Origin of the sequence: Streptomyces sp. NPDC006384 (genome assembly GCF_042870695.1) — a bacterium.
Lineage (GTDB): Bacteria > Actinomycetota > Actinomycetes > Streptomycetales > Streptomycetaceae > Streptomyces.
The window spans coordinates 319,894-346,414 of sequence record NZ_JBIAHR010000001.1 but is presented as its reverse complement, the minus strand read 5'-3'; the positions used below and the strand labels follow the sequence as shown (position 1 = coordinate 346,414).

The 26,521-nt window shown below is 72.5% G+C and carries 23 protein-coding genes and 1 pseudogene; 9 read left to right on the top strand and 15 right to left on the bottom strand.

The features are described from left to right. Positions 1-10: 10 nt before the first annotated feature. From ureG to ACFYOJ_RS01490, 5 genes are all read right to left on the bottom strand, one after another. Positions 11-670, bottom strand: coding sequence for an urease accessory protein UreG (gene ureG / locus ACFYOJ_RS01510; RefSeq protein ID WP_388596084.1), 660 nt, complete (start codon positions 668-670; stop codon positions 11-13). Between the two features lie 96 nt (positions 671-766). After that, the gene (locus tag ACFYOJ_RS01505; RefSeq protein ID WP_356552397.1) at positions 767-1,540 is read right to left on the bottom strand and encodes an urease accessory UreF family protein; all 774 of its coding nucleotides are present in this window, start codon (positions 1,538-1,540) and stop codon (positions 767-769) included. Continuing rightward, entirely contained in the window at positions 1,540-3,258 is a 1,719-nt protein-coding gene (gene ureC, locus ACFYOJ_RS01500; protein ID WP_356552396.1) for an urease subunit alpha, read from the bottom strand. The genes ACFYOJ_RS01505 and ureC overlap by 1 nt, the downstream gene beginning before the upstream one ends. Then, the gene (locus ACFYOJ_RS01495) at positions 3,255-3,686 is read right to left on the bottom strand and encodes an urease subunit beta (RefSeq protein ID WP_356552394.1); all 432 of its coding nucleotides are present in this window, start codon (positions 3,684-3,686) and stop codon (positions 3,255-3,257) included. Before ACFYOJ_RS01495 ends, ureC begins: the two co-directional genes overlap by 4 nt. A gap of 139 nt (positions 3,687-3,825) precedes the next feature. Next, entirely contained in the window at positions 3,826-4,128 is a 303-nt protein-coding gene (locus ACFYOJ_RS01490) for an urease subunit gamma (RefSeq protein WP_356552577.1), read from the bottom strand. A gap of 482 nt (positions 4,129-4,610) precedes the next feature. On the opposite strand from ACFYOJ_RS01490, the gene ACFYOJ_RS01485 reads away from it, so the two are divergent. Continuing rightward, complete coding sequence (locus tag ACFYOJ_RS01485; protein WP_356552392.1) at positions 4,611-7,091, top strand: ATP-dependent Clp protease ATP-binding subunit; 2,481 nt, start codon at positions 4,611-4,613, stop codon at positions 7,089-7,091. Positions 7,092-7,172: 81 nt separating this feature from the next. On the opposite strand, the gene ACFYOJ_RS01480 is transcribed toward ACFYOJ_RS01485, so the two are convergent. After that, the gene (locus tag ACFYOJ_RS01480) at positions 7,173-7,544 is read right to left on the bottom strand and encodes a DUF488 family protein (protein ID WP_356552390.1); all 372 of its coding nucleotides are present in this window, start codon (positions 7,542-7,544) and stop codon (positions 7,173-7,175) included. A gap of 279 nt (positions 7,545-7,823) precedes the next feature. On the opposite strand from ACFYOJ_RS01480, the gene ACFYOJ_RS01475 reads away from it, so the two are divergent. Continuing rightward, positions 7,824-9,902 carry a SpoIIE family protein phosphatase gene (locus tag ACFYOJ_RS01475; protein ID WP_356552389.1) on the top strand — a complete coding sequence of 693 codons (2,079 nt, stop codon included), beginning with the start codon at positions 7,824-7,826 and terminating at the stop codon, positions 9,900-9,902. A 73-nt stretch (positions 9,903-9,975) separates the two neighbouring features. Here ACFYOJ_RS01475 and ACFYOJ_RS01470 read toward each other — a convergent pair whose 3' ends face one another. The 3 genes from ACFYOJ_RS01470 to ACFYOJ_RS01460 all read right to left on the bottom strand — a co-directional run bounded on the left by ACFYOJ_RS01470 (position 9,976) and on the right by ACFYOJ_RS01460 (position 12,847). Further along, positions 9,976-10,815 carry a class I SAM-dependent methyltransferase gene (locus ACFYOJ_RS01470; protein WP_356552387.1) on the bottom strand — a complete coding sequence of 280 codons (840 nt, stop codon included), beginning with the start codon at positions 10,813-10,815 and terminating at the stop codon, positions 9,976-9,978. Between the two features lie 279 nt (positions 10,816-11,094). Further along, the gene (locus ACFYOJ_RS01465) at positions 11,095-11,589 is read right to left on the bottom strand and encodes a hypothetical protein (protein WP_356552386.1); all 495 of its coding nucleotides are present in this window, start codon (positions 11,587-11,589) and stop codon (positions 11,095-11,097) included. 43 nt (positions 11,590-11,632) lie between these two features. Further along, positions 11,633-12,847, bottom strand: coding sequence for an FAD-dependent oxidoreductase (locus ACFYOJ_RS01460; protein ID WP_356552385.1), 1,215 nt, complete (start codon positions 12,845-12,847; stop codon positions 11,633-11,635). Positions 12,848-13,871: 1,024 nt separating this feature from the next. Here ACFYOJ_RS01460 and ACFYOJ_RS01455 point away from each other — a divergent pair. From ACFYOJ_RS01455 to ACFYOJ_RS01445, 3 genes are read left to right on the top strand one after another with little or no spacing between them, the layout of a single operon-like run. After that, positions 13,872-14,354, top strand: a complete 483-nt coding sequence (locus tag ACFYOJ_RS01455) for a DUF6301 family protein (protein WP_356552383.1) — start codon at positions 13,872-13,874, stop codon at positions 14,352-14,354. After that, a complete protein-coding gene (locus ACFYOJ_RS01450; protein WP_356552381.1) occupies positions 14,351-14,788 on the top strand; it encodes a hypothetical protein in 438 nt (145 codons plus the stop codon). The genes ACFYOJ_RS01455 and ACFYOJ_RS01450 overlap by 4 nt, the downstream gene beginning before the upstream one ends. Before the next feature lie 21 nt (positions 14,789-14,809). Then, positions 14,810-17,281, top strand: a complete 2,472-nt coding sequence (locus tag ACFYOJ_RS01445) for a HEAT repeat domain-containing protein (RefSeq protein WP_356552380.1) — start codon at positions 14,810-14,812, stop codon at positions 17,279-17,281. Between the two features lie 910 nt (positions 17,282-18,191). Here ACFYOJ_RS01445 and ACFYOJ_RS01440 read toward each other — a convergent pair. Together ACFYOJ_RS01440 and ACFYOJ_RS01435 are read right to left on the bottom strand one after the other, a co-directional pair. Then, positions 18,192-18,752, bottom strand: a complete 561-nt coding sequence (locus tag ACFYOJ_RS01440) for a hypothetical protein (RefSeq protein ID WP_356552378.1) — start codon at positions 18,750-18,752, stop codon at positions 18,192-18,194. 357 nt (positions 18,753-19,109) lie between these two features. Beyond that, on the bottom strand, positions 19,110-19,523 hold the full coding sequence (locus tag ACFYOJ_RS01435; protein ID WP_356552376.1) for an Ohr family peroxiredoxin: 414 nt from the start codon (positions 19,521-19,523) through the stop codon (positions 19,110-19,112). A 526-nt stretch (positions 19,524-20,049) separates the two neighbouring features. On the opposite strand from ACFYOJ_RS01435, the gene ACFYOJ_RS01430 reads away from it, so the two are divergent. Next, entirely contained in the window at positions 20,050-20,634 is a 585-nt protein-coding gene (locus ACFYOJ_RS01430; protein ID WP_356552374.1) for a TetR/AcrR family transcriptional regulator, read from the top strand. 292 nt (positions 20,635-20,926) lie between these two features. Here ACFYOJ_RS01430 and ACFYOJ_RS01425 read toward each other — a convergent pair. The 4 genes and pseudogenes from ACFYOJ_RS01425 to ACFYOJ_RS01410 all read right to left on the bottom strand — a co-directional run. After that, positions 20,927-20,995, bottom strand: a pseudogene (locus ACFYOJ_RS01425) (oxidoreductase); the annotation flags it as partial. A 13-nt stretch (positions 20,996-21,008) separates the two neighbouring features. Further along, a complete protein-coding gene (locus ACFYOJ_RS01420) occupies positions 21,009-21,740 on the bottom strand; it encodes a chorismate mutase (protein WP_356552372.1) in 732 nt (243 codons plus the stop codon). A gap of 7 nt (positions 21,741-21,747) precedes the next feature. Continuing rightward, entirely contained in the window at positions 21,748-23,124 is a 1,377-nt protein-coding gene (locus ACFYOJ_RS01415) for an FAD-binding oxidoreductase (RefSeq protein ID WP_356552370.1), read from the bottom strand. A 159-nt stretch (positions 23,125-23,283) separates the two neighbouring features. Beyond that, on the bottom strand, positions 23,284-24,093 hold the full coding sequence (locus ACFYOJ_RS01410; RefSeq protein WP_356552368.1) for an alpha/beta hydrolase: 810 nt from the start codon (positions 24,091-24,093) through the stop codon (positions 23,284-23,286). A 263-nt stretch (positions 24,094-24,356) separates the two neighbouring features. Here ACFYOJ_RS01410 and ACFYOJ_RS01405 point away from each other — a divergent pair, with 263 nt between their 5' ends. From ACFYOJ_RS01405 to dhaK, 3 genes are all read left to right on the top strand, one after another. Then, complete coding sequence (locus tag ACFYOJ_RS01405; RefSeq protein WP_356552367.1) at positions 24,357-24,998, top strand: TetR/AcrR family transcriptional regulator; 642 nt, start codon at positions 24,357-24,359, stop codon at positions 24,996-24,998. 49 nt (positions 24,999-25,047) lie between these two features. Next, positions 25,048-25,272, top strand: coding sequence for a hypothetical protein (locus ACFYOJ_RS01400; RefSeq protein ID WP_356552365.1), 225 nt, complete (start codon positions 25,048-25,050; stop codon positions 25,270-25,272). Positions 25,273-25,504: 232 nt separating this feature from the next. Then, positions 25,505-26,497 (top strand): dihydroxyacetone kinase subunit DhaK, encoded by a 993-nt coding sequence (gene dhaK, locus ACFYOJ_RS01395; protein ID WP_356552363.1) that lies wholly within the window; start codon positions 25,505-25,507, stop codon positions 26,495-26,497. Positions 26,498-26,521 lie beyond the last annotated feature (24 nt).

The following is a 26,521-nucleotide window of genomic DNA, read 5'->3' as shown; positions in this document are numbered from 1 at the left end:
GCGGGAGGGCTCACCGGGTCGGGCCCGAGTGCCCGGACGGACCGGAGCCGCGCGGGGCGGCCGTACAGATGTGCTCGGCGACCTCGTCCAGGCCGGTGCCGCCGAAGCAGTCGGTGAACACGATCGGACGGCCCTCACGGACGGCGCGGGCGTCCCGGTCCATCACCGCGAGGTCCGCCCGTACGTAGGAAGCGATGTCGATCTTGTTGATGACCAGCAGATCGGAGTGGGTGACTCCGGGACCGCGCTTGCGGGGGATCTTGTCCCCCTCGCCGACGTCGATGACGAAGACGAAGAAGTCGGCCAGTGCCGGACTGTAGGTCAGCGTCAGGTTGTCGCCGCCGGACTCGAGCAGGACCAGGTCCGCGTCGGGGAAACGCGCGGTGAGCTCCTCGGTGGCGTCGAGGTTCATGGTCGGGTCGTCGCGTACCGCGGTGTGCGGGCAGGAGCCCGTCTCCACTCCCACCACCCGGGCGGGGTCCAGGACGCCGGCCAGCGTCGAGCGGACGTGCTCGGCGTCCTCCTGGGTGAAGATGTCGTTGGTGACCACGACGGGGGAACGGCCCTTCGCGAGGAGCTTGGGGACGAGCGCTTCGATGAGCGCGGTCTTCCCCGATCCGACCGGGCCGCCGATGCCGACCCTCGGCACGCTGCCGCCCAGCCGGGGCATGTCCTGCCCGGCGGCAAAAGCGTCGTCGTGAGGGTGGGGGTGGGGGTGGGAGTGCCCCATGGAGTTCCTCCTGGCGGGTTCGCGGCAGGTGTCCGGTCAGCTCATGAAGAGGCGCAGGGACGCGCGTTCGTGGCGCATGCTCATGATGTCGATCAACGGGGTGCAGGCGGTGATGTCGTCGACGCCCGCCGTGCACGAGGCGCGGGCCGTCTCCGCCAGGACGGGTGCGACCCTGTGGAGCAGGGCCTGGGCGGCGCGGTGGTCGATGACGGCGAGGCGGACCGCGGCGGTGAGCCAGCCGGAGGCGAAGGAGTACAGCTCCCCGGCGACGGCGTGTTCGCGGCTGATGCCGAGGGAGGCGGTGACCAGGCCGAGCACGACCGCGGCGTTGCCGGGCCGGCGGCCGGACCGCACCTGTCGGGCGTACGCGGCGACCGTCCCGTCACCGAAGGCCGCGGTGGCGGTGGCCAGCAGTGCCCGGCCGGTGCGCACCGAGCTCTCCCGTACCTCCCGCGGCAGTTTGACCTCGCTCAGCCGGGTGTCCACCCGTCCGGCCCGCGCCGTCGCGTCCGCCTCGCCTGCGGCGCGGTGCGCGCAGGCCAGTGCCGTCCCGTCGGAGGGGCCGATCCCGTGGCGGACCTGGTCGGCCAGCAGGTCCGCCAGCGTCTGCGGCGGGGTCGAGCGGTCGACCAGTCCGGCCTGGACGAACGCCTCCAGTCCGTGGGAGAGGGTGTAACGGCCGCTGGGGAAGGCGGAGTCGGCCAGTTGGAGGCTGCCGAGGAACGCCCGCAGCCCGTCGTCGTGCGGGCGGCGGCCGGGCGCGGCGCGTACCGGGGCCGTCCCGGACGAAGGGGTCTGCGGGCCGGTCATCAGACGATGTAGTAGAGCTGGGACATCGCCACCCGGTCGGCCGGGTCCACCGTGGCCAACTGCCCGTCGACGTACACCTGGTAGGTCTCGGGGTCGATGCGGATCTCCGGTGTCGCGTCGTTGCGGACCATGTGCTGCTTGCCCACGGTGCGGCAGCCGCGCACCGGTTCCACCCACCGGTCCAGGCCGAGCCGGTCGGGGACGCCCGCGTCGACCGCCGCCTTGGACATGAACGTCATCGAGGTGCGTCCGACGGCCTTGCCCTCGGCGCCGAACATGGGGCGCAGCATGACCGGCTCCGGGGTGGGGATGGAGGCGTTCGGGTCGCCCATGGTGCCCCAGGCGACCATGCCGCCCTTGATGACGTACTTCGGCTTGACCCCGAAGGTGTTGGTCGGCCACAGGACGATGTCGGCGACCTTGCCGGGCTCCAGGGAGCCGATCAGGTGCCCGACGCCGTGGGTGAGGGCGGGGTTGATCGTGTACTTGGCCAGGTACCGCAGGATCCGGTTGTTGTCGTGTTCCGCGGGGTCGCCCTCGAGCTTGCCGGTCTGGCGTTTCATCTTGTCCGCGGTGCGCCATGCCGTGGTCACGGTGTCCCCGATGCGCCCCATGGCCTGCGAGTCCGAGGAGAACATGGACAGCACTCCCCTGTCCTGCAGGACGTCCTCGGCCGCCTGGGTCTCCCCGCGGATGCGGGACTGGGCGAAGGCCACGTCCTCGGGGTTCTGCGGGTTGAGGTGGTGGGTCACCATCGTCATGTAGAAGAGGTTGTCGCTGGTGTCGACGGTGTACGGCCGGGTCGGGTTCGTGGAGGACGGCAGCACGTGGGGCAGCGCGGCGATCGCCATGATGTCCGGCGCGTGCCCGCCGCCGGCCCCTTCGGTGTGGTACGTGTGGATCGTCCGTCCGTCGATCGCGTCGATGGTGTCGGCGAGGTAGCCGCACTCGTTGAGGGAGTCGGTGTGGATGGCGACCTGCACGTCGTACTCGTCGGCGACGCCCAGCGCGCAGTCGATGACCGAGGCGGTGGCGCCCCAGTCCTCGTGCACCTTCAACCCGCAGGTGCCCGCTTCCAGTTGTTCGCGCAGCGCCGGCGGTCCGCTGCTGTTGCCCTTGGCGAGCAGGCCGATGTTCACCGGCAGCGTCGCGGTGGACTCCAGCATCCGGGCGATGTTCCACGGCCCCGGGGTGCAGGTCGTGCCCCGGGACCCGTCCGCCGGGCCGGTGCCTCCGCCGATGAGCGTGGTGATCCCGTTGGACAGCGCGTGCGGTACCTGTGCCGGGGTGAGGAAGTGCACGTGCGCGTCGATCGCGCCGGCGGTGGCCACCAGTCCCTCGCCGGAGATCACCTCGGTGCCCGGGCCGACCACCAGAGCGGGGTCCACACCGTCCTGCACACCGGGGTTGCCGGCCTTGCCGATCCCCGCGATCCGGCCGTCCCTGATGCCGATGTCGGCCTTGACGATGCCCAGCACGGGGTCCATGACGACCGCCGCGGTGATCACCATGTCCAGGACGCCGTCGGCGTTGCGCAGGCCCGGGGCCTGGCCCATGCCGTCCCGGGCCGTCTTGCCCCCGCCGTAGACGACCTCCTCCCCCGGCACCAGCAGGCTGCGCTCCACCTGGGCGATGAGGTCGGTGTCGGCCAGGCGGAACCGGTCGCCGGTGGTCGGCCCGTACAGGGAGGCGTAGGTCCGCCTCGGGATCGAGGTCATCGCCCGCCCTCCGCCACCTCGTCGGAAACGGTTCCGGAGCGCTTCGCCCCCGGGCCGCCCTCACCGGTGAACCCGTGTTCCGCCGCGCGCGCCTGTGCCCGCTCGACGGTCCGGCGGGCCGTGACCGCCCCGTCGACCAGTCCGTTGAAGCCGGTCACCCGTCGCGTGCCGCCGAACTCGACGAGTTCGACGTCCCGTTCGTCCCCCGGCTCGAAGCGGATCGCCTGGCCGGCGGGCACGTTCAGCCGCATCCCCAGCGCCTGCGTCCGGTCGAACTCCAGCGCCCGGTTGACTTCGAAGAAGTGGAAGTGGGAACCGACCTGTACGGGGCGGTCCCCGGTGTTGCGGACCTTCGTCCGCACGGTGCGCCGGCCGGTGTTGATCTCCACGGGCTCGTCGGAGAGCAGCCATTCGCCAGGGACGTTCACAAGGGCCTCCACAAAGGGGTCGCCGGCCCGGCTGGGGATCCGGCCTCGGTACAGGCGGGTGCGCCCGGTGGGCGGGGTGTCACGGGGCCGGGGGCCACGGGACGACGGGGCGCGGGAGAGGGTGTGCGGGATCGGGGTGTCACGGGATGGGGTGGGGTACCGAGACCAGCTGGGTCCCCGTCTTGAAGGTGGCCTCGACCTGCACCAGGGTGACCATGTCGGGCACCTCGGGCATGACGTCGTCCCGGGTCAGGACCTGTTTGCCCGCCTCGATCGCCTCGGCGACGGTCCTGCCGTCCCGGGCGGCCTCCATCAGCGCCTCGCAGATCAGCGCGATCGCCTCGGGGAAGTTCAGCCTGGTGCCCCGGCTCAGTCGCCGCCGGGCCAGCTCGGCGACCTGGTAGACGACCAGTTTCTCGGTCTCGCGCGGGGAGAGCATCAGGGAGGAGAGCCAGGTCTCGGTGCCCGGGGCCGACGCGCTGCGGACCGCCCCTCCTCCGTCCGAGGACTTCGCCGCCTTCTCCTTCCCCTTTCCCTTCCCTCCGTCCCGCTTCGACGAGGACCCTTTCGCGTCCTTCTTCACCGTCATCCGTACTTCTCCTCGTCTTCCGCCCACGGAGGGGGCCGGTCGCCGTCCCGGTGGTCCGTCGTGTGCCGCCGGAGAGCGCTTCCGGGAACGATCGCGATGCCGGTGCCCGGCCCCCGGGGCACCTGGAACATGGCGAGAACGCCATATGGTCGATGTATACCGTTCCGGACGGTGCCCGGTCGTCCGGGCCTGGGCCATCGGGTGACCGCCGGCCGGGTGCCGCCCCGGTCGCGGCTGGCGGGGACGGCACGGCGGGGCCCGCGGGCCGCTCCGCTTGCGGGGTCTCGGGGGACGCGTTTCGGTGGGAGTCCCCCTTCGCCGCGTCTGGAGCTGTCATGTCGATGTCGTCCTTCGATTTCGGCTCGCCCGACCCGTTCAGTGAGCTCTTCAACCGGTTCTTCGGCATGTCGCCCGCGTCGTCGCCGCCGGCGGTGCAGCGGGTGCCGATCGGACGGCTGCTGACCGAGTCCGCGCAGGAACTCCTCGATCTGGCGGCCCGGCGCGCACTGGAGGACGGGACGTCCGACCTGGACACCGAGCACCTGCTGTGGGCGGCCACGAAGGTCGACCCGGCGCGGGGGCTGCTCGCGCAGGCGGGCGCGGACCCCGACGCGCTCGCCTCCCGGATCGCGGCGGTGCTGCCCCGCGAGTCGGGCGAGCCGTCCGCCGAGCCGGGCCTCACCCCGGCCGCCAAGCGCACCCTCACCACCGCCTACGCCCGCTCCCAGGCGGCCGGGGTGTCCTACATCGGGCCGGAGCACATCCTCGGCGCGCTGCTGGACGGCGCCGACACGGGGGCCGCCCGGCTGCTGAAGGCCGGGGGCGAGGACGTGCGGAGGCTGGCCGGCCTCACCGAGCGGGCGGCCCGCGCCGAGGGACGGCCGGCCGAGCCGAAGCAGCCCGCGACGACGCTGGACGAGTTCGGCCGGGACCTGACCGAGGAGGCGAGGGCGGGGAGGCTCGACCCCGTCGTCGGACGCGCCGAGGAGATCGAGGAGACCGTCGAGATCCTGTCGCGGCGGTCCAAGAACAACCCCGTGCTCATCGGGGAGCCCGGCGTGGGCAAGACGGCGATCGTGGAGGGGCTGGCGCAGCGCATCGTGGCCGGCGAGGTCCCCGGCACGCTGAAGGACAAGCGGGTCGTCGCCCTGGACCTGTCCGGGATGGTGGCGGGCGCGCAGTACCGGGGGCAGTTCGAGGAGCGGCTGAAGAAGGTCATCGAGGACGTCCAGCGGGCACGGGGCGAGATCATCCTGTTCATCGACGAGCTGCACACCGTGGTGGGCGCCGGCGCCACGGGCGAGGGGGCGATGGACGCGGGAAACATGCTCAAACCGGCCCTCGCCCGCGGCGAGTTGCACGTGGTCGGCGCGACGACCATCGACGAGTACCGCAAGTACGTCGAGAAGGACGCGGCGCTGGAGCGCCGGTTCCAGCCGGTGACGGTGCCCGAGCCGACGGTCGAGGAGACGGTGCAGATCCTGGAGGGGCTGCGCGACACGTACGAGGCCCACCACCAGGTGCGGTTCGCGGACGGCGCGCTGGCGGCCGCGGCGGAGCTGTCCGACCGCTACGTCTCCGACCGGTTCCTGCCGGACAAGGCGATCGACGTGATGGACCAGGCGGGCGCGCGGGTGCGGCTGCGCAGTGCCGGCCGGTCCACCGAGGTGGCCGGTCTGGAGGACCGGATCGCCCGGCTGCGGCGGGAGCAGGACCAGGCCGTGGCCGCGCAGGACTACGAGCGGGCCGCGGAGCTCAAGGGCCGGATCGCCGAGGCGGAGGGCGAGCTGGCGGGCGTCGAGGAGCGCCGTGAGGGTGTCGTGTCCGTCACCGCCGCCGACGTCGCGGACGTCGTCTCCCGTCGCACGGGCATCCCGGTCTCCCAGCTCACCGCCAGTGAGAAGGAGCGGCTCCTCAGGCTGGAGGAGGAGATGCACGAGCGCATCGTCGGCCAGGACGAGGCGGTCACCGCCGTCTCGCGGGCCGTGCGCCGCAACCGGGCCGGCATGGGCGACCCGAACCGTCCCGTGGGCTCCTTCCTCTTCCTCGGCCCCACCGGTGTGGGCAAGACGGAGCTGGCCAAGACCCTCGCCGAGCTGCTGTTCGGCGAGGAGGACCGCATGATCCGGTTCGACATGAGCGAGTTCCAGGAGAAGCACACCGTCGCCCGCCTGGTCGGCGCCCCTCCCGGGTACGTCGGCTACGAGGAGGCGGGGCAGCTCACCGAGAAGGTCCGCCGGCAGCCGTACAGCGTCGTCCTGTTCGACGAGGTGGAGAAGGCGCACCCCGACGTCTTCAACACGCTGCTGCAGATCCTCGACGACGGGCGCCTCACCGACGGGCAGGGCCGCACCGTCGACTTCCGGCACTGTGTCGTCGTCATGACGTCCAACATCGGGGCGCGCCGCATCCTCGACCACCAGGGCGACGTGTCCGGCCTCAAGGACGAGCTGATGGACGAACTGCGGAGCAGGTTCCTGCCGGAGTTCCTCAACCGCATCGACGACATCGTCGTCTTCCACGGCCTGTCCGAGGACGACCTGGGCAAGATCGTCGATCATCTGCTGGACCGGAGCGAGCACCGGGTGCACGCGCAGGGCATGAGGCTGGAGGTCACCGAGGCCGCCAAAAAGCTGCTGACCGCCCACGGGCACCAGCCGGAGTTCGGTGCCCGTCCGTTGCGCCGCACCATCCAGACGGAGCTGGACAACCGCGTCGCCGACCTGCTGCTCGGCGGCGAGGCGGAGCCCGGGGACACGATCGTCGCCGACGTGCGCGACGACTCCCTGCACTGCACCGTCAGGAAGCCGGCCTGAGCGGCCGACGGCGTCCGGCCGGCCCCGGTCCGCCGGGACCGGGGCGCGTCACGTCCGGGAACACGTCACGACCGGGGCACGTCACGTCCGGTGCGCGTGGTCGTCCAGCCACTGGGCGAGTACGGCCGCCTCGCTGTGGTCGGCGTCCTTGGTGGCGGTCAGCAGGGTGACCGTGCCGTCGGACGCCAGGGCGCGCAGTTCCTCGGCCGCCTCCTCGTGCTGCGGGTCCTCCAGTTCGGCGACGTAGCGGCGGCGGAACTCGGCGAAGCGTCCGGGGTCGTGGTGGTACCAGTGGCGCAGACCGGTCGAGGGGGCGACCTCCTTCAGCCACCTGTCCAGGCGGGCCCGTTCCTTGCTCACGCCGCGCGGCCACAGGCGGTCCACGAGCACCCGCTTGCCGTCCTGCGGCGACGGCTCCTCGTAGATCCTGCGGTAGGTGATGTGTCCGGCCATGGGGGATCCTCCCGTCGGGGCTGCCGGGCGGGTACCCGGCGCCCGCCCGGAGACACGGGCGGGGACCGGCGCCCGCCCGGGGGGCACGACGGCGGCGGTCGCGTGTCCTCCGGGAGCGCCCGGCCGGCCGTACCACCGGGCATCGCGCTCCTGTGAAGGGGGCGATCTGCGCGCGGGGCGGCTCACGCGCAGAATGGGAGGAGAACACGCCGGTCCGGTGGCGCCCGGCCGTCCCGGCAGGGGCGCACCGAGGCGCGCGCGACCTGCCGGGAGGCAGCGATGGAGCATTCCGGGGGCCGCCCCGCCGGGCGGGAGGGCCGAAGGGCCGCCGCGCACGTGGCCCTCGCCGTCAACGGCATGGGCAGCTTCACCTGGGACGTGCCCAGCGGTGTGATGCACTACGACGACGCCGCCCTCGCCGTGATGGGTTTCGGGCCGGGCGAGTTCGACGGCAGTCTCGGCGCGCTCGGCGCGCGCATGCTGCCGGCCGAGCTGCCCGCGGTCGAGGAGCAGGTGGAGCGGGCGCTGCGGGAGCGCTCCGCGTTCAGTCTGTACTTCCGGGTCCGGCACCCGGGCGGCCGGCTGCGCTGGACGCACACCCAGGGGCACGTCGTCTGCGACGACCGGCGGCGTCCGGTGCAGGTCATCGGCATCGTGCGGGACGCCAGCCAGGAACTGCGGGCCATCGACCAGACCGAGCAGCTGCGGCGGGCACTGCAGGACCGGCGCCGGCAGGCCGACATCGTCGCGTATCTCAGCGACGTGCTCGTGCCCACCATCACGGTGGACGACGTCGCCGAGGCGCTGACCTCGGACCGGCTGCTGCAGCGGCTGGGCGCGTCGGGCGTCGTCCTGGGGCTGGTCGACAACGGGCGGATGCATCTGATCGGCTCGAACGGGCTGAGCCGTGCGCTCGTGCGGGACTTCCACCTGTCGCCGCTGGACCGGGCGCTGCCCCTGGCCGAGGCGGTGCGGACCCGCGAGCCGGTGTTCCTCACCGACCGTGAGGAAATGGCCCGGCGCTACCCGGCGCTGCTGCCGTACCTGCCGGAGCTCTCCCGCGCCTCGGCCGCCGTGTACCAGCCGCTGATCGCCCACGACACCCCCATCGGCGCGCTCGGTCTCGTCTACGACGGCAGGACGTCGTTCACGCACGACGAGCAGACGGTGCTCAACGCCCTGGCCAAGGTCGTCGCGCAGTCGTTGCAGCGGGCGCTGCTGTACGACCGGGAGCACGAGCTGGCGGCCGGGCTGCAGAACGCGATGCTGCCCGGTCACACGCCGCGCACCCCGGGTCTGGCCTTCGCGACCCGGTACCGTCCGGCGAGCGCGCGGGGCGGTATCGGCGGCGACTGGTACGACGTGCTGACGCTGCCGGACGGGCGGGTGGTCGCCGTCGTCGGGGACGTGCAGGGCCACGACGTGACGGCGGCGGCGGTGATGGGCCAGCTGCGCATCGCGCTGCGCGCCTACGCGGCCGAGGGGCACCCCGCCACGACGGTCGTCGCGCGGGCCTCCGCCTTCCTCACGGAGATGGACACCGACCGCTTCGCCACCTGCCTCCTCGTGCAGACGGACCCGCGCACCGGGCACACGGTGATCGTCCGCGCCGGTCATCTGGAGCCGGTGCTGCGGCACCCGGACGGCACCTGCGCCTGGCTGGAGGTTCCGGGCGGGCTTCCGCTCGGCCTGTCGTCGCCCGGCTCGCAGCCCGGTTACCCCGCTTCGGAGACGGTGCTGCGGTCCGGTTCCACACTGCTGCTGTGCACGGACGGACTCGTCGAGGCACGCGCCACGGACATCGGGCACGGCTGCGAGCGGCTGCTGGGCGCGGTCGCCGGGGGGCCGGCGGACCCGGACGGCCTCGCGGACCATGTGCTCGGTTCCATGAGCGCCTACACCGGGGAGGAGGACGACGTGGCGCTGCTGGTGATGCGGCGCGGCCGGCACGACGGCGAGGCCGGCCGGCGGATCCAGGTGCCGATCCGGTCCGGCGACCCCGACTCCCTGCACGCCGCGCGGCGGGCCCTGCGGTCGGCGCTGTCCGAGTGGTCGCTGGCACCGCTGACCGAGACGGCGGAACTGCTCGCCTGCGAGCTGGCCACCAACGCCCTGCTGCACGCCCGCGGCGGCGCCACCCTGACCGTCTCCCAGGTCCCCGACCGGGGCGGCCGCCCGGCCGTGCGGCTGGCCGTCGCCGACGCGTCCCCGGTCTCTCCCCGGCGCCGTGCGGCGACGGAACGCTCGACGTCCGGGCGCGGCATGATGCTGATCGAGGAACTGGCCGCCTCCTGGGGGGTCGAGTCGCGGGGCAACGGCAAGACGGTCTGGTGCGAGGTGACCCAGCCACCGTCCTGACGGCCGGCCCCGCGCGGCCGGTGGTCTCCTCCCCCGTGGCCGCCGGCGAGCGTCGCGGTGACGCCGGCCGGCGTCACCGGCGGTGCGACACCGCCAGCTCGATGAGGTACCGCTTGGTCACCCGGCCGCCGTACCGCCCGTCGATCAGGTCCGCGATGCACCTCAGCAGGCCGTTCCTGGCGGCTTCCGGCAGAGCCCGGTGGCCGGAGTAGGTGCGCAGCAGCTCCAGGTACTCCGGCGTGGTGTACGTCAGGTCCTGCTCGTGGCGGCGGAAGACCGTGGGACCGAACGCACCGCTGCGCGCGACCTCCCGGGCGTGGTCCGAGCCGTCGACGGCGGCGGCTTCCGGAGGCCGCGTCCCGGGCGGCGTGTCCGGGTCGAAGCGCTCGTAGCAGCGCTGGACCTCGACGAAGAACTCCTCGGTGCCGCCCCGCACGTGCTGGGTGCGCACCACGGCGAGCGCCCCGCCCGGACGCAGCGCCTCGGCGGCCTTCGCCGTCCTCACCGCCGGGTCGATCCAGTGGAAGGCGGTCGCCGCGAGGACCACGTCGAACGGTTCCTCCGGCAGCGGCCAGCTCTCGAAGTCCGCCGTGACGATCTCCGCCCCCGCGGCCCCGTCCAGGTTGCGGCGGGCGATCGCGGCCATGCCCGGTCCTGCCTCGACGGCCGTGATCCGGCAGCCTCGCCCGGCCAGTGGCACCGTGGCCTGGCCGGTCCCGCAGCCGATCTCCAGCACCCGGCTGCCCGGGCGGGCACCGGCGACCTCCGCGAGGTCGTCGTACAGCGCCGGCGGGTAGCCGGGCCTGGCCCGGTCGTACAGCTCCGCGTCCTCGTCGAACGTCCGGCTCAGCCGTACTCGCCGGGTTTCCTCGGGCCGGTCGTCACGCCTCACGTGCGTGGTGTCGTCGGGCATGCGGAGCAGGTTAGGCGATGCCCGCCCGTCCATGAGCGGGAACGAGGAGGTTCCCGACGTGCCGCCGTCGCGGAGGCGGCACGCGGCCGTCCTGCACGGCCGGGGGTTCTCGGCCGGGTACGGGCTCCACGACGTCACCGGCCACGGCGTTCCCCGGACGCGGAGACGGGCGGTCCTGCTCGCCCGCCGGGGCCGGACGGCACAGCCCCACGCCGACGCACGCCCGAGGCGGTGTGGTGGCGAGCCCGACCGTGCCGGTGGGCACGGGCCCGACGAGCCTCAGCACATCTTCCCGATGTGCAGTGCTCGCGCCCGCTCTCCGGCGTTCTCCGGGTGGATCCGCTCGGCCAGGCAGTGCCGGTGGGAGACGAGGGTGTGGCTTCCCGGACCGTCGTTGCTCCGCGAGTCCAGGACGAGGGCGTCTCCCCCTGGGCTCAACGTGACCCGTTCACCGCAGAAGTCGCAGCTCCAGGTCAGCGACTCCAGGTCGGCGGGCCGGATGCTGAGCCGCACCGACACCGGCGGATGCCAGCGGTGGATCTGCTCGATCACCGCTTCGATCCGCGAACCGACGGGAGGGAAGAGGGCGAGCAGTTCCTCATGGCTGCCCGTGGTCCGGGAGAAGTGCTCGATCATGTCGACGGAGGCCGACAGACCGGCGTTCTCGTGACCGGCGATCTCGACGACCACACCCCAGGGGTGATGGCCGAGAACCGTGGCCCGGACCTTCTGGCCGGGCATGAGCGCCAGGCTCCCCGTCTCGAACCTTTCCATGAACCGCTTCCCCCCTCGGAGCCGGTGCCGGTGCCGGTGCTGGTCAGTGCGCGTCGTAGATGCCCCGGTAGTGGCTCAACGCGGTCTCGCGGATCTTCTCGTCGCTCCAGTGGGCGAAGCGGCCGGGGGCCAGCCGCTCCGGTGCGACGACGAGGTCGCCGGTCTCCAGAAGCATGTTCGCGAGCTGCCGGCCGACACCTCCGGCATGGGTCACCCAGGACGCTTCCGCGAACCACAGGCCGGGCATCGTGGCAGCGGGGCCGACGAGCGGGAGTTCGTCGGGAGTCAGGGCGAACACCCCGTTGAGCCGACGTCCCCGGCCTGCCCTCCGGAACGCCGGAACGAGGGCGGTGGCCTGTGCGAGGGCGGCGCCGAAGTCGGCCTCCAGGAAGGGGCGTTCGGCTGACGTGAGCGTGGAAGTGGGGGTCAGCGGCACCGGGGCGTGCGAGTAGGTACCCAGCCCGTAGCGGCGGCCGTGGCGGCGGGTGTAGACCGCCTGGTCGGGGTAGCGCACGATCGGGGTGTCGATGGGGGTGTCGTCAAGACCGTCCACCTCGGTGGTGAACAGGTAGGGGTGCTGGACATCCACCATGGGCAGCCGCACCCCGGCGTCCGCCGCCAGCACCGGGCCCCAGATGCCCGTGGCCAGCACGACCCGTCCGGCCTTGAGCAGTTCGGCGTCCCTGCCCACGCGGACACCGACGATCCGGCCCCGGTCGCCCTCCAACGCGCGCACGGGCGTGTTCCAGCGGAACCTGGCGCCGCGCGTCTCGGCGGCGTCGACCAGAGCGTGCGTCAGGGCGGCCGGATCGGCGGCACCGTCGGAGGGGATGTGCAGCGCGCCCAGCGCCCGTTCGGCGTCCACCAGCGCGGGGGCCAGCGCGACGGCTTCGTCCGCATCGAGCACCCGGGCCTCGATGCCCAGGCGGCGCCCGTGCTCGACGTCGTGGTGGGCCTGTTCCAGGCGAGCGGGGCCGGTGGCGATCTCCAGGCAGCCGACCTGCCAGAACACTGGCGCCGGGGCGGTCCGAGAGAGCGCGCGATAGGTGGTGACACTGTCCTTGGCCAGCACGGCCAGTTCCGGCGTGGCGCTGAGCTGGCCGACGAAGCCGGGCGCCAGGCCGGTCGATCCGGGCAGCACACCGCGGTCACGGGCGTCGACCACCATCACCCGGTCATGCCCGAGCCGGGTGAGGTGATACGCCACCGAGGCCCCCACCACACCGGCCCCCACCACCAGGACGTCTGCCTCGGCCATGACTCTCGTACCCCCTCGGTCTCCTGCGGTCCCTCGAGGACCGCTCGGCACGGCGATCCCTCACCCCCGTACGGCATGAGAAGGGTACTGGCTGACCGGCAGAGCCGAAGGCGGCGCTGCCAGACTCTGAAGACCCGTCGTGCGCTGCCGGCCCGACCCGTGCCGTTCCGGCCCGCCGCCGATGACGAGGCGTTCGTCCGTTGCCCCGTCGCGGCTCGTCGCGACGGCTGTGTCCCCCGACGGGTAAGGCCGGCGCGAAGCGGGTCGTCCAGGAGTGCGGTCACCGAAGTGGAGGGCAGCGCGGTGGAGTTGGGAACCGTCGGGTTGTACCGGGAGATGTACGGAGGCGAGCACGGCCAACTGCCGTCGATCTACGGGTCCGTGGCCACGCGGGCGTTGCCCGGCAGGGACGGGCTGGTCCGGTACCTCCGTGACAGCCCCGGGGTGTTCGACGCACGGCGGACGATCCCCGGTGGTCCCTCCCTGCATTCCGACGGCGTATGGGTGTGGCGGACTGGCTCCATCGAGTACCTGGCGCACCAGCCGCTGGAGATCCCGGCGGATTTCGTCGAGCACGTGCGGGCGAGAGGGTACCGGCCGCCAGAAAGACGTCCCACCGCCGGTGCAGGACCTGGTAGACGAGCCCCATCCCGCCCTGCTCGTGCCCCCCACACCGTGTACTGGCCGTCGATCACATCGCCGACCTGTCATCTTCCCGACTCACCGGCCCAGCTCCGGACCTGCTCCATTCCCCTGCGCCCCCCTTCACGGGGGCCGGCCATCGCGCCGCCCCGGTGGTCACGCCTGTCGCCCCGCACCGCCCCGGACGGTGCCCACGGGCCGTGCGGTTCCACTGCTGCCGGGACTGCAAGCGGCTTGCGGTACGACGGCAGGGTCGGCGGTGTGCCAGGATCGGTCGGAGAGTCGGCGATGTGCGGGACAGCCGCATCGAGGGGGAGGAGGGCAGGGGGGCGGGTCCGTGAGGACACCGTGTCCCTGACTGCGTATGACGCAATGGCGTGCGTTGAGCGACACCGAGGTCGTCGCACTCGCGACACGGTTGCAGTCGCTGGACTGCACCTGGGAGTTGGGCGCCACACCGAGTGCGAGGCGGTCGTCGAGGTTCCCTCGGAAGGCGCTGCTGATCCGGCCGCGGTGGGACGTGCTCGGCACCGGGTTCGAGAGGGACCGCCATGAGACGTTCACCGTAGGGGAAGAGGAGCTGGTCGAGCGTGTCCGGTTGCGCCTGACCGACTACGCGGAGCAATGGGACCAGAGCCTGGACGCGTTCGCGCGGATGTTCTCCGCGCTTCGCGGCGCATTCGGCGATCCGACGTACCGGAAGCCGGGCAGGTGGGCCGGGATCCACTGGATCGGCGACGACACCACCCTGCTCCTCGAGCGGACGGAAAGCTCGGTGTACCTGGAGCGGGCGACCAACAAACGGCTGGCCCTCGACGAGGAACTCGAGCGGTTGGAAGAGACGGACGGGGAGGAGCTGCTGTGACGGGGTGGGACGAATTCGGCGAAGGGCTCGCCGAGCAGCTCTCCACGCTGGCCACCGGTTCGGTGCTGATCCTCAGGGAGAGCGCGCCGACGGGCCGGTACGCGCAGTTCATGCAGGACGACGACCGGCTGGGGGCCGAACTCGTCGGCGATCACTACCTCGAGCCCGGGGTACGCGCCGGAGAACAGGGCGGCCGGCTGATCGCCGAGGCCGGCTGGCAGCGCCCCGAGGACACCGTCTACGGCCACAACTGGCAGGCCGAGCTGCCCTGGCCGTCGGCGTCGGACGCCTACCGGCGGCTCGCGGCGATGACGGTGACCGGGCTGCGCGACGGTCTGCGGATCACCGGCCCGAAGGACCTGGTCTACAAAGCCTGGACGCGCAGGAACCGCCCCTTGCAGTTGCCCCTGCTGGGCCTTGCCTCCATGCCCTGACGGAAGGCGGCGAGCGGCGGCATGTCCCCACAGGACGCGAGAGCACGGCGGCTGGCGCGGCTCGCCGCGCAGGTCGACTGGTCGAAGGTCGTCGATCCTTACACCACCGGGCGGTACGGTCCCGAGGTGCTGGAGGAGCTCTGGTCGGCCGACCGCGACACGGCCGGCCGGGTCTGCGAGAACCTGCGCTGCGCGGCCGTCGGCGACGGCGGCTCGGTGCGGGCGGCCGCCGCCGAGACGCTGCCGTTCCTCGTCGAAGCGGCCCGGGACCCGGACGTGACGGTGCGCTCCGGGATCCTGCGGGCGATCGCCGACATCGCGGCCGTGGGCGACACCGCCCCGGACGCGTGGGTCGACCCCGCGTGGCCGGCCGTCTGGGAGCGCGCCGCCGACGCGTTGCTGCCGCTGCTCGACGACGGTGACGTGTCCGTCCGGAGCGCCGCGGCCGCGGCGCTCTCGCGGTCCACGGCCCACGCCGACGCCCTGATCGCCCGCTTCCTGCACTGCTTCGGGACCGAGACGGACCCCTGGGCGGCGGGACAACTGGTGCTGGGCGTCGGGGAACTCGCCCGCCACGCCACGACGCGGCGCGAGGAGGCACTCGTGTGGCTGCGGCACCGTATGACCGACGCGGGGAAGGGAGAGGAGCCCGACCTCGACGAGGACGTCGACGCCTGGCCGGCGTGGACGGACGACGTCCGCCACGACGTCCGGCTGGAAGCCGTGCAGGCACTGTGCCGCGCACTGCCCGGGCACTCCGACCCCGCCTACGCCCGTGTCACCGCCGACGCGCTGCTCGCCCCCTCCTTCGGGCTCGCCCACCCCCCTGTGGGGAGCCGGTCCTGGGGCGACTGCTGGGACGTCGACGTCATCACCGAAGCCGATCGGCGGCTGGGGGCCGACCTGCCCGGGCGGCTCGCCCTCGCCCACGCGCTGCTGCGCGCCCCCGGCGCCCTGCAGCGCGAGGGCGGGCTCAGGGTCGCCGCCGGTCTGATGTCCCGCAGGCGCTCCGCCGTGCCGGAACTCCTCCCCTCCGTCGCCGGGCTCGTGGACGACGCACGGCCGGAGAACCGTGCCCTCGCACTGCGGGTCCTCGCCATGTGCGGGGCCGCCGCGCGTCCCTGGGCAGAGCTCGTCGCCGCACGCCTCGCCGAGGCCGTCGAACCCCACGCACCCGTGCGGGAGCGCGCCGCCTGGGCGCTGAGCCGGATGGGCGACGAGCGCTGTGTGCCGCCCCTTGCCGAACTGCTCGCCGGCCCTGGGGCGTTCACCCCCGGCCCCGCCCGCCCGCGCCGCCGCGACTGGGACGACGACGACCTCAGCCTCACCGAGGCGCTCGCCCCCCTCGCCGCCCACATGGACACCCTCCTCGACCCCTTGCTGACCCGGATCGAGGAGACGACGAGCCCCTTCCACCCGTACTGCTCGGTCGTGCGCCGGTGGCACGAGGACGGCGGGGACGTCGTGCCGCGACTGCTCCGGCTCCTGGACAGCGACGACCGGATGCCGGTCGCCGCACACGTCCTGAGCCATCTGGACGTCGGCGCCGTCGCCGCCGCCCACCGCGAACGGCTGCGGGAACGGCTCGGCCTCTCGTACCCCCGACGGGACGAGGATCTCGCACACCTCTCCCCCTTCGGGTACCACTCCCTCACCGGAGACGACGAGCCCTTGCGGGCCCTGCTCCGCCCACCCGACGGCAGCGGCCTCCCCGGTCCAGGGCCAGGGCCGGGCCCCCAGCTCAGCGAGCCCACCCTGCTCCATGTCTGCGTCACCCTCGGCCCGCTCGCGGCGTCGGCGGCGGACCGGCTGCGCGGCATGTTCCACGAGGCGCTGAGCGGAAAGCCGCACCGACGGTCCGACGACGCGCCAAGAGGTGCCGTGGAACGCGGCCGGGCCCTGTGGCGCGTCACCGGCGACGCGGACGAGGTGCTCCCGGCGCTGCTGGAACTGACCGCCCGCAGCACACACGAGGTCCACCGGACTCCGGGAGGTGTCGAGGCCCTGGAGCTGCTCGCCGAGGTCGCCGCCGCCCACCCACCCGTCGCGGACCGCGTCGCCCGACGCCTGCGTGCCGGCGCCGAAGCACGGATCAGGCACGACAACCCCTTCGACGCGATGAGAATCGTCCGGGCGCTGTGGCAGCTCACCTCGGACCCCCACCTGGTCACCCCGCTCCTGACCGGCCTCGTCCGCATCTGCCCACCGCCCGGCGGCACCCGCCCCACCGTCCTCGAGCCCCTGCGTCTCCTCGCCGAAACCGCGGCCTCGGACCCGGCGTCCCTCGCCCCGGCCGTGCCGGCCCTGCGCACCCTCCTCGACACCGACGAACGCCCCGTACGCCACGACCACTGGCGTGCCGTGTCCGACGACGACGCCCTGCGCGCCGCGGCCCGAACGGCACTGGCCACCGCCGCCGCCACTGCCGAGCCGGCCCCGGGCACGACTCCCCCACCCGGTCCGCAGCCGGGCCCCGGCCGACCGTCACACTGACAGAGCACCGGCGTGTGCCCGCCCGGCCCGGCGTGACCACGCGGGCGTCTGACCGCGGTCGGGCTGCTCCTCGTCGACGACGATCCGCTCGTGCGGGAGGCGACGGCGCAGACGGGCTGCAACGGCAAAGAGAGCCGATGCCGGCCGGGTCGAACCCCCACGGTGCCGTCAGTGCCCGGAGGTCTCCGAGCCATCCGTCTTCTCCAGCCGCCAGCCCGTGGTTCATGTGCGCGGCGTTGTCCGCGCCGTAGCCGGCACGGGAGCAGGTGACAACACGGTACCCGCGGTCGGTGGCCGAGCCGAGGACGGAGTCCATGGGGACCGCGGAGCCCGGCATGCCATGGTGAAAGAGAACAACCGGCCCACGTTCGGGTCCCGAACGGCGTACTCGAGAACACGACCGTCCTTCAGGCGCAGCGACTCGCATCCTCGGTCTTCAGAGCCTCCGTCGCTGCTGTCGGCAGCGCGACTCCCCGCTGTGGGCGGCGGGCTGCAATCCTCGTGCCGCCCCGTAGAACCCGATTCCATGAACTCGCTCCTGTTCCGTCGGATGGTCTGCGGACCATGTGCTGCGGTCACGAAGGCTTGCGGGGAGACCCCGTGCGCCGGGCTGTCGCCCCTCGAAGGGTCTGCCGAACAGCTTTGAGCGCCTTCCGTCCTGGCAGTTGACCTCAAGGCCGCCCGGACAACGCTTCACGCGGTCCCGGAACCTGCCGGGTCGCCCGAAGTGCCGCCGTGCTCCGCAGCAGTGCCTTGGCCGGCATGCGGGCATGGCAGGAGCGTTCGCCCCCCGACCAGTTCCCGCTCGACAGCGGCGGTGCCGAGCCCGCCCTGCACCACCCGGTCGGCGATGTTCTCCCCGACCGGACCCGGGCCGATCACGATGGCGTCGTACGTGCGGTCACTCTCGTCAGCTCTCCTGGGTGGCGCGCTTGAGGCGCAGGGCCGAGAGGAGGAAGAAGATGCCGCCCGGGACGGCGTAGCCGATGGCACTGGTCAGCGTGGGATCATCCGCACTGGCTGACGCGATGAACGACCCTCCGGCCAGGGCCGATATGCCACCGCTCAGGATCATCGGCCACTGGCCGCCCATCTTGCGGCGGGGGATGGCCACGATCAGCTGGACCAGGCCGGCCACTACTGCCCAGGCACCCCACACGCGCAGCACGGCCGGAACACCCGACGCGCAGGCGACGGCCAGGCCGACAGCCGTGACAAGGCTGACCGCGACGTTCACGTACAGCAGCGCGGGCGATCCCGTGTTGCGCGAGACCTTCGCGTCGTAGATGGCCGCACCCACGTCGAACAGCGGGTACAGCACCAGGAGCACGGCCCCGGCCGGAGTGATCTCCTTGGCCATCGTGAACATCACGAGGGCCCAGACGATGGCGAACGCGAACCGGACGAAGTAGAGCCGCCGCAGGGCGAGGGCGGTCCCGGTGGTGTCGGACGGAGCAACGGTGGCGCTCACGATGGTCCCTTTCAGTGGTGTACGGAGAAGAAGGGCAAGTCAGAGGTTCCTGCGGTCGGCCTCATCGATCAGGCCGGTTGTCCCTCTCCCGGAACGGCACGATCGCCCGGTCCGGACAGTGAGGGCTGAGGGGGTCTCAAGCAGCCGCCGGATTCGGCCGGCACATGAACGCCTCCAGGGAGGACGAACGTTCTGTTCACCAAGACTGGCAAGGCGCCGACCCCCTGTCAAGACCGAACGTTCTACCTCCCCATCCGTCGGCGCGTCCCGGGAGCGCCGCCCGGCCGGTTTTGCCCGTACGGGGACAGCCGGACCCCGGCCACCGGGCCGAACCGTCCCCGTTGGCCGATCGGGAAATCACTCGACGACGAGCCGGACGGGGACGTTGCCGCGAATGGCGTTGGAGTACGGGCAGACCTGGTGGGCCTGGTCGACGAGGCCTCCGCCGACTGCGCGGTCGACGCCGCCGGGCATCGCTATCCGCAGGACGACGGCGAGTCCGAAGCCTTCGCCCTGCTTGCCGATCGACACCTCCCCGGTCACGGTGGCGCGGGAGAGGTCCACGCCGGCCCGGCGGCCCACCACGCCGAGGGCACTGGCGAAGCACGCCGCGAATCCGGCGGCGAAGAGCTGCTCGGGGTTGTTGCCCTTACCGCTACCGCCCAGTTCCTTCGGGGGCGCGAGCTGCAGGTCCAGAGAGCCGTCCGAGAGAACGGCACGGCCGTCGCGGCCGTGGGTGGCGGTCGCGACCGCGGTGTAGAGCGCGTCCATGGGTGATACGTCCTTCTGTGACGGGCTTCGACGGGGGGCGCCGCTACCGCACGGCACGGGCCCCGATGTCGGAGCGTGTGATGAGAGCGCCTTCTCCGGCGCCGGTGCGCACTGATCGATACCGAGATCCTGTGCGACCCACCAGGAGAGGCCACAGGCCTGGCGGCAGGAGGGCCGCCCGGACTCGTGGAGCACGAAGAAGGCAGAACGTTCGTTCTCCCGCGAAGCCTGCACGAAGAAAGCCCCGACGTCAACCACGTCGCGGCAGTCGACCAGCCCTTTCACTTTCACTCGACGTCCCCTTGAGGGAGAACGGCCGGTGCCGGCGAGTGCGGGCCCGCGCGCCGGTGCCACACCTGGCAGCGCCTGCCGCTGTCGGCGGGCGGAGATGCCGGTGCGTTTGTCCCGCCCAGCCGCCCAGCCGCTCAGGCCGGTCAGGGCGGTCAGGCCGGTCAAGGACTACGAGGGCTTGGCCGCCATCCGATGAGGCCGATCGTTCTCTCTCGCTCTTCGATAGCCTTGACGCATGAGCCAGAGGACCAAAGAAGCCGGCACGTCGGAAGCGCGAGCACGACTGCTCAACACAGCGACCAGGATCTTCTACGCCGAGGGGATCCACTCCGTAGGCGTCGACCGGATCGTGTCGGAGGCACAGGTCACCCGTGCCACGCTGTACCGCCACTTCGCCGGCAAGGAGGATCTCGTCCTCGCCTACCTCCAGCAGGCCGACCGGGACCTCCGGGCACAGATCGAGGCGGCCCAGGCGGCCGAGGAGTCGGGGGCCGGCAAGGTCCGCGCCGTGTGCCGGGCCATCACCGCGGGAATCCGTTCCCCGGGCTTCCGCGGATGCGCGTTCCTCAACGCGGCGGCCGAGTACCCCGACCCGGAGCACCCGGTTCACCGGGCCGTCCTGGCTCACCGGCAGTGGTTCCAGGAGACCGTCACACAGCTGCTGTCCCAGACCGGCTCCGCACCCGCCGGTCCCGCCGGCCGGCATCTCGTCATGCTGCGGGACGGTGCCATGGCCTCCGGCTGCCTCGCCGACCCCGACATGGTCTGCGAGACCTTCCTCCAGGGCGTCGAGGAGATTCTCCGGGCCCGCGCCGCCTGACGGCCGCGCCGCTCGCCGCGGCCGTCAGGCCCCCATCGGGCCAGCCGCTCCTGGTCCTCCGCGACCGGGTCCCTCGGCCCACCTGCGGGATCCCGTACCTCCGGATCCCGTACCGGACGTGCCGGCCGGCGTGACGACTCGGGTTCCCGCAGCCGGAGCGGGTGTTCCCGCTGCGCCCATTCGCGCGTGACCGGACCGGTGCGCATGCCCCCGGCGGGCCTCCGGGCCGCCCACGGCCATGCCGATGCGGCCGGCGAGCACGCCCCCGAGGATCGAGGACGCACACGCCCATGTCCTGCATGCGCAGGGCGACCAGGACGTCCGCGCGGCGCGCCTGTTCCGGAGTGAGGCTCTCCGTACTCGATGCCGTCCTGTCATTCGCCGGGGCGGCACACGGAGTGTGTCGCCGTCCCGAGCGCCTGACGATGGAGCGGGTCCAGGTGCTCCAGCACGGCTCCCGACCCGGTGGCCAGGGCCGACTGCACCGTGCATGCGAGGGGCTTCTCGCGCAGTGCCTGCGTGTCCTTCAGTTCCTGGAGCAGGGCCGTGGTCAGCCGGTCGAGCTGCTCGCGGATCGGGCCCAGTTCGGGGCGCGTCGTGGGCGCCTGGTCCGGGTGAGCACTCCAGCGGGCGAACAGGCCCTTCTGCACGGCCTTGCTCGCGGTGATCTGGTCCTGGAAGAAAGCCACCGCGTCGTCGGGGTTCACCCCGGAAGCCTCGGCCTGAGTCCGGACCTGCTCGAGTACCCGTGCCTCGCGCACCGGGTCCTCGATGGGCGAGCCGGTGCCGAACTTGGACGCCGCCACGTCATCGCTCACGAGGAGGCGCTGGATGACGAGGTCCGTCAGCGGACCCAGCGGACCGAGGGGCTTGGCCGTACGCACCGTGCTGCTGACGGGTGCGTCGGCGTTCGCAGGGGCGTCGGCGGCCACGGCCTGAGGGACGGTCAGCACGGTAGCGGCCCCCAGAAAGCCGGTGATCGCGGCGTAGCGGGCCATGTGGTTGCGCAGGTTCAACGATCTGCCTCGGTTCTCGATGGACTGGGGAAGCGGGCCGCGCAGGGGCGAAGCCGCCCGCGTGCGGCGGAAGTGGTCCGTCTGCTTCACCGGGCCGTCACCGGGCTCGGGACGGGCCGGGCAGGGGGATGGCCTTGAAGATGCCGCACGGGTCGTACCGGTGCTTGGCGGTGAGCAGCCGCTCGGTGTTGGGGCCGTAGGCGTGTGCGATCTGGTCGGCCGCGTCCGGGCCGAGCAGGTTGGGATAGCCGCCCGGCAACGCATCGGGTTCGAGGGCGTGGGCCAGGTCGCCGGCCCAGGCTCGGTGCTCCTGCGCCCGGGAGTCGTCAGGCTCCCACCGGGCGATGATCTCGATCATCAGGTGCGGGTCGCGGTTGCCGAACGCCGTGTCCCTCACGGGCACCCGGGTCGCGGCACCGTGCAGGCTGTGCACGGACACCGCCGAACGGGGCGAGGTCAGGGTGGCACCCGCGAGGCTCAGCACGTCCCGCACTCCGGAGGTCAGGGACGCAACGGAACGCGTGCGGATCTCGACGTGCCGGCCGAAGGGGAACTGCGCGTCGATGGCCGCGAGCATCGCGGGCACGGTGACGCGGGCGACCTGGGAGACGAGAGGCTTGCCCAGGCCGTCCACCCGCGCCAGCGCGTGTTCCCCCGCTTCCTCATCGTCGCCGCTCCAGGTCGGCGAGAGGAAGACCACGGGCTTGCCGTCGGAGCCGGGCAGGACGCCGGACTGCACGGTCAGCTCGTCCGGGCACTCCTCCAGCACGTCCGCCAGGCCGGCCAGGACGGGCCCGGCCTGCTCCCAGGGGTACAGCACCATGCCGGAGAGCAGCGTCGGCACGGGGTGAAGACGTACGCGCATGGAGGTGACGACACCGAAGTTCCCGCCACCGCCTCGCAGGGCCCAGAACAGATCCGGCTCCCGCTCCGCGTCGGCCGTGACGACCGAGCCGTCGGCCAGCACGACCTCGGCGGACAGCAGGTTGTCCAGGGCGAGACCGAAGCGGCCGCTGAGCGGCCCGTAGCCGCCGCCGAGAGTCAGGCCCGCCATGCCGACGGAACCGGCGGTGCCGGTCGCCGCCGTCAGCCCGAAGGGCTGGGCCGCGGCGACGAGGTCGGCGGCCGTTGCCCCTCCCGCCACCTCGGCGGCCCTTGCCCCCGGATCCACCGACACCTGGCGCATCCCTGAGAGATCGATGGTCAGGCCTCCGTCGGCCAGGGCCCTCCCGGCCCAGTCGTGTCCGCCACCGCGCACGGTGAGAGGGACGCCGAACTCGCGCGCTGCCAGTACGGCGGTCGCCACCTCGGCCGGATCGGCGCACCGGACGATCACGCCCGGGCGGGCGGAGACGGCGCCGTTCCAGATGTGCCGGCCCGTGTCGTACTGCGCCCCGGTGGTCATCACCGAACCTACGGGGATGGTCCGCCGCAGGGTGTCGGTCAGGCGGCCGAGTTGCGGGTGTGTGGTCATGGTCGTGGCACCTCAGTCCTGGTGAACTTGGCAGAATCCGTGGGGAGCGGCGTCGCGTCGTGAGCCATGGCCGGACGGGGCCGCGGGGTGGCCGGACGGAGGCCGTGGTGCGGCCCGGACGCGGCAGCCCGGCCGGTGAGGCGGTCGTGTGAGGGTGTGTCACTCGGCGTTGCGGGCAGCCTCTTCGATGATCCGGGTGACGGTGGCGGGGCGGCTGATCATCACGGCGTGGGAGGCGTCGACCTCTTCGATGTGTGCGCCGGCACGCTGGGACATCGAGCGCTGGACCGCGGGAGCGATGGCGCGATCCTGGCGGGTGATCAGACTCCAGGCGGGAATGGTGCGGAAGGCTTCCCGGGCGCTGGCATCGGTGACGGCCTTGGTGTTGGCGGGCCGCTGGGTGGCCGCCAGCACCGCAGCCGTGGTCTTGTCGACGTCCCCCGCGAAGACCTCCCTGAAGTGGTCCGGATCGATGGACACGTCCGTTCCGTCCGGAACCGCCGTCGACACCAGCGGGATGGACGTCGAGGACCGGGCGGCCAGGTCCCCCACCGTCTCACCCTTCACCGGAATGAAACCGGCGATGTAGACCAGGGCCTTCACATCCGGGTCCGAGGCGGCCGAGTTGGTGATCACCGCACCCCCGTAGGAATGCCCCACCAGCACTACCGGGCCCTTGATCGTGGACAGGTAGCTGGACACGTAGGCCGTGTCGCTGGTCAGTCCCTGCAGCGGATTGGCGATGGCCCGCACCGGATAACCGTCCTTGCGCAGCCGCTCCAGCACCCGCGACCAACTCGAGGAATCCGCCCACGCCCCATGTACCAGAACCACCGTCGGCTTCACCGGCGCCGACGCCTCGGAAGGCCCTCGACCGGTCGCCAGCGCCGCCCCCGGAGCGGTCGTGACACCCAACAGCGTCAGAGCACCGGCGGCGAGCGCGATACGACGCGGAACACGGAAACCCATGATGTGACCTCTCGAAATCGACGACGGACCCACTGCGCGCGGACCCGGACACAGAAGGCGGGCGCTGCACAGACACGGACCGCAGCCGGCCGCAGATCCGCCGGCCGGGCAGCGGCGAACCACCCCACCCACCCGTCCTGTGACAGGCCTAGTGACACCAGGCCCGCCCACCGAAGGAGAACGTTCGGTGGCAGCAAGGGAAGCGTGCCGAACAGAACTTGTCAAGACCGAACGTTCTATCTCGCTTTTGCTAGCCTGACGCCATGCACCCGACCCCGGAAAGCGGAAGCGCCTCCGAAGCGCGAGCGCGGCTGCTCACCACGGCGACCAGGATTTTCTACGCGGAGGGGATCCACTCCGTCGGCATCGACCGGATCACCATGGAAGCGAAGGTGACCCGGGCCACGCTGTATCGGCACTTCGCGGGCAAGGAAGAACTCGTCCTCGCCTACCTCGATCGGGCCGACCGGGGAATCCGCGCCCGGATCGCCGCCGCCCGGGCGAGCAGCCCGTCAGACGTCGGCAGGGTGCAGGCCGTCACCGAGTCCCTCACCCACGGCATCCTGCAGCCCGGCTTCCGCGGCTGCGCCTTCCTCAACGCGGCAGCCGAATACCCCGACCCCGCCCATCCGATCCACCAAGCCGTCCTGGGCCACCGGCAATGGTTCCTGGACACCATCACGGAGTTGCTGGCACCGATCGGCGACGCACCCCCCGGGCCGGCCGCCCGCCACCTCGTCATGCTCAGGGACGGCGCCATGGCGGCCGGCTGCCTCTTCGACCCCGAACTGGTCTCCGCCACCTTCCTGAAGGGCGTCGACGGACTCCTCCTGGCCCGCGTCGGCTCGGTGACCGGGTCCGCCCCTCCCCCCTCCCTCGCCGGCACCACCGACCAGGCACCCTGACCCTTCCGGCCCCGCCACCGTGCCGGCCGTCCTGGGCCGCCACGGTGTCATGCACGTCAGCAGGCTCACCGAACCACGCGGTGCCGCCCCGTCCGCCACCGGCCGTCACACCGCCCGCCCCACCGCGCTGGACCGGATCGACCGCACCCCCGGCCCGGCCGACCGGTGCTCGCGCCTCCTGCGGCCGACCGCCGAAGGGCGCGCCCGCCACGCCGTACGGTGCAGGCGACGGGCCTCCCGCCTCTCCGGCACGTCCGAACGCCCGTGCACGTGACCTTCGCTCCCGCAAGGCCGATACTTCCGGCAGGGGGTCTCCCGTCGTCCCCCGTCCGCACGCCCAGCAGACGGGACGGCCCGACACCGTAGTCGGCACGAAGTCGGCACCACTTACCGCCGGCTCCGCTCACGACCGCTGCGGGCCACCTAGGTCGACACCTGCCCACAGCCACTCTCACCAGCCAGAACGCCAGTCGAAGACTCGCCCACCGCCCTCCCTGGAGGTATTAGTGAAGATGCTCATCAACGTCGCCGAGACCGTGGTCGCGGACGCGCTGCGGGGGATGGCGGCCGCCCATCCCGAGCTGACCGTGGATGTCGAGAACCGGGTGATCGTGCGGCGGGACGCCCCCGTGGCCGGGAAGGTCGCCCTGGTGTCCGGGGGCGGGTCGGGGCACGAGCCGCTGCACGGCGGGTTCGTGGGGCCGGGGATGCTGTCGGCGGCCTGCCCGGGCGAGGTGTTCACCTCGCCGGTGCCGGACCAGATGGTGCGTGCCGCGGCGGCCGTGGACGGTGGTGCCGGGGTGCTGTTCGTCGTGAAGAACTACACCGGTGACGTCCTGAACTTCGACATGGCCGCGGAGCTGGCCGAGGACGAGGGCATCCGGGTCGCGAAGGTGCTGGTCGACGACGACGTGGCCGTCACGGACAGCCTGTACACGGCGGGGCGGCGCGGTACCGGCGCGACGCTGTTCGTGGAGAAGATCGCGGGCGCCGCCGCCGAGGAGGGACGTCCGCTGGAGCAGGTGGAGGCGATCGCCCGCCGGGTCAACGAGAGCTCCCGCAGCTTCGGCGTCGCGCTGAGCGCCTGCACCACGCCGGCCAAGGGCAGCCCGACCTTCGACCTGCCCGACGGTGAGCTGGAGCTCGGCATCGGCATCCACGGGGAGCCCGGGCGGGAGCGACGGCCGATGATGACCTCCGGCGAGATCGCCGAGGCCGCGGTGGAGGCGGTGCTGTCCGACCTCGCTCCCCGCAATCCTGTACTGGTCCTCGTCAACGGCATGGGCGCGACGCCGCTGCTGGAGCTGTACGGCTTCAACGCCGAGGTGCAGCGCGTGCTCGGCGAGCGCGGTGTCGCCGTCGCCCGCACGCTCGTCGGCAACTACGTGACCTCCCTCGACATGGCCGGCGCCTCGGTCACCCTGTGCGAGATCGACGAGGAGCTGCTAGGCCTGTGGGACGCGCCGGTGCGGACGCCGGGGCTGAGGTGGGGGATCTGAGCGCGGACGCGGGAAAGGATGGCA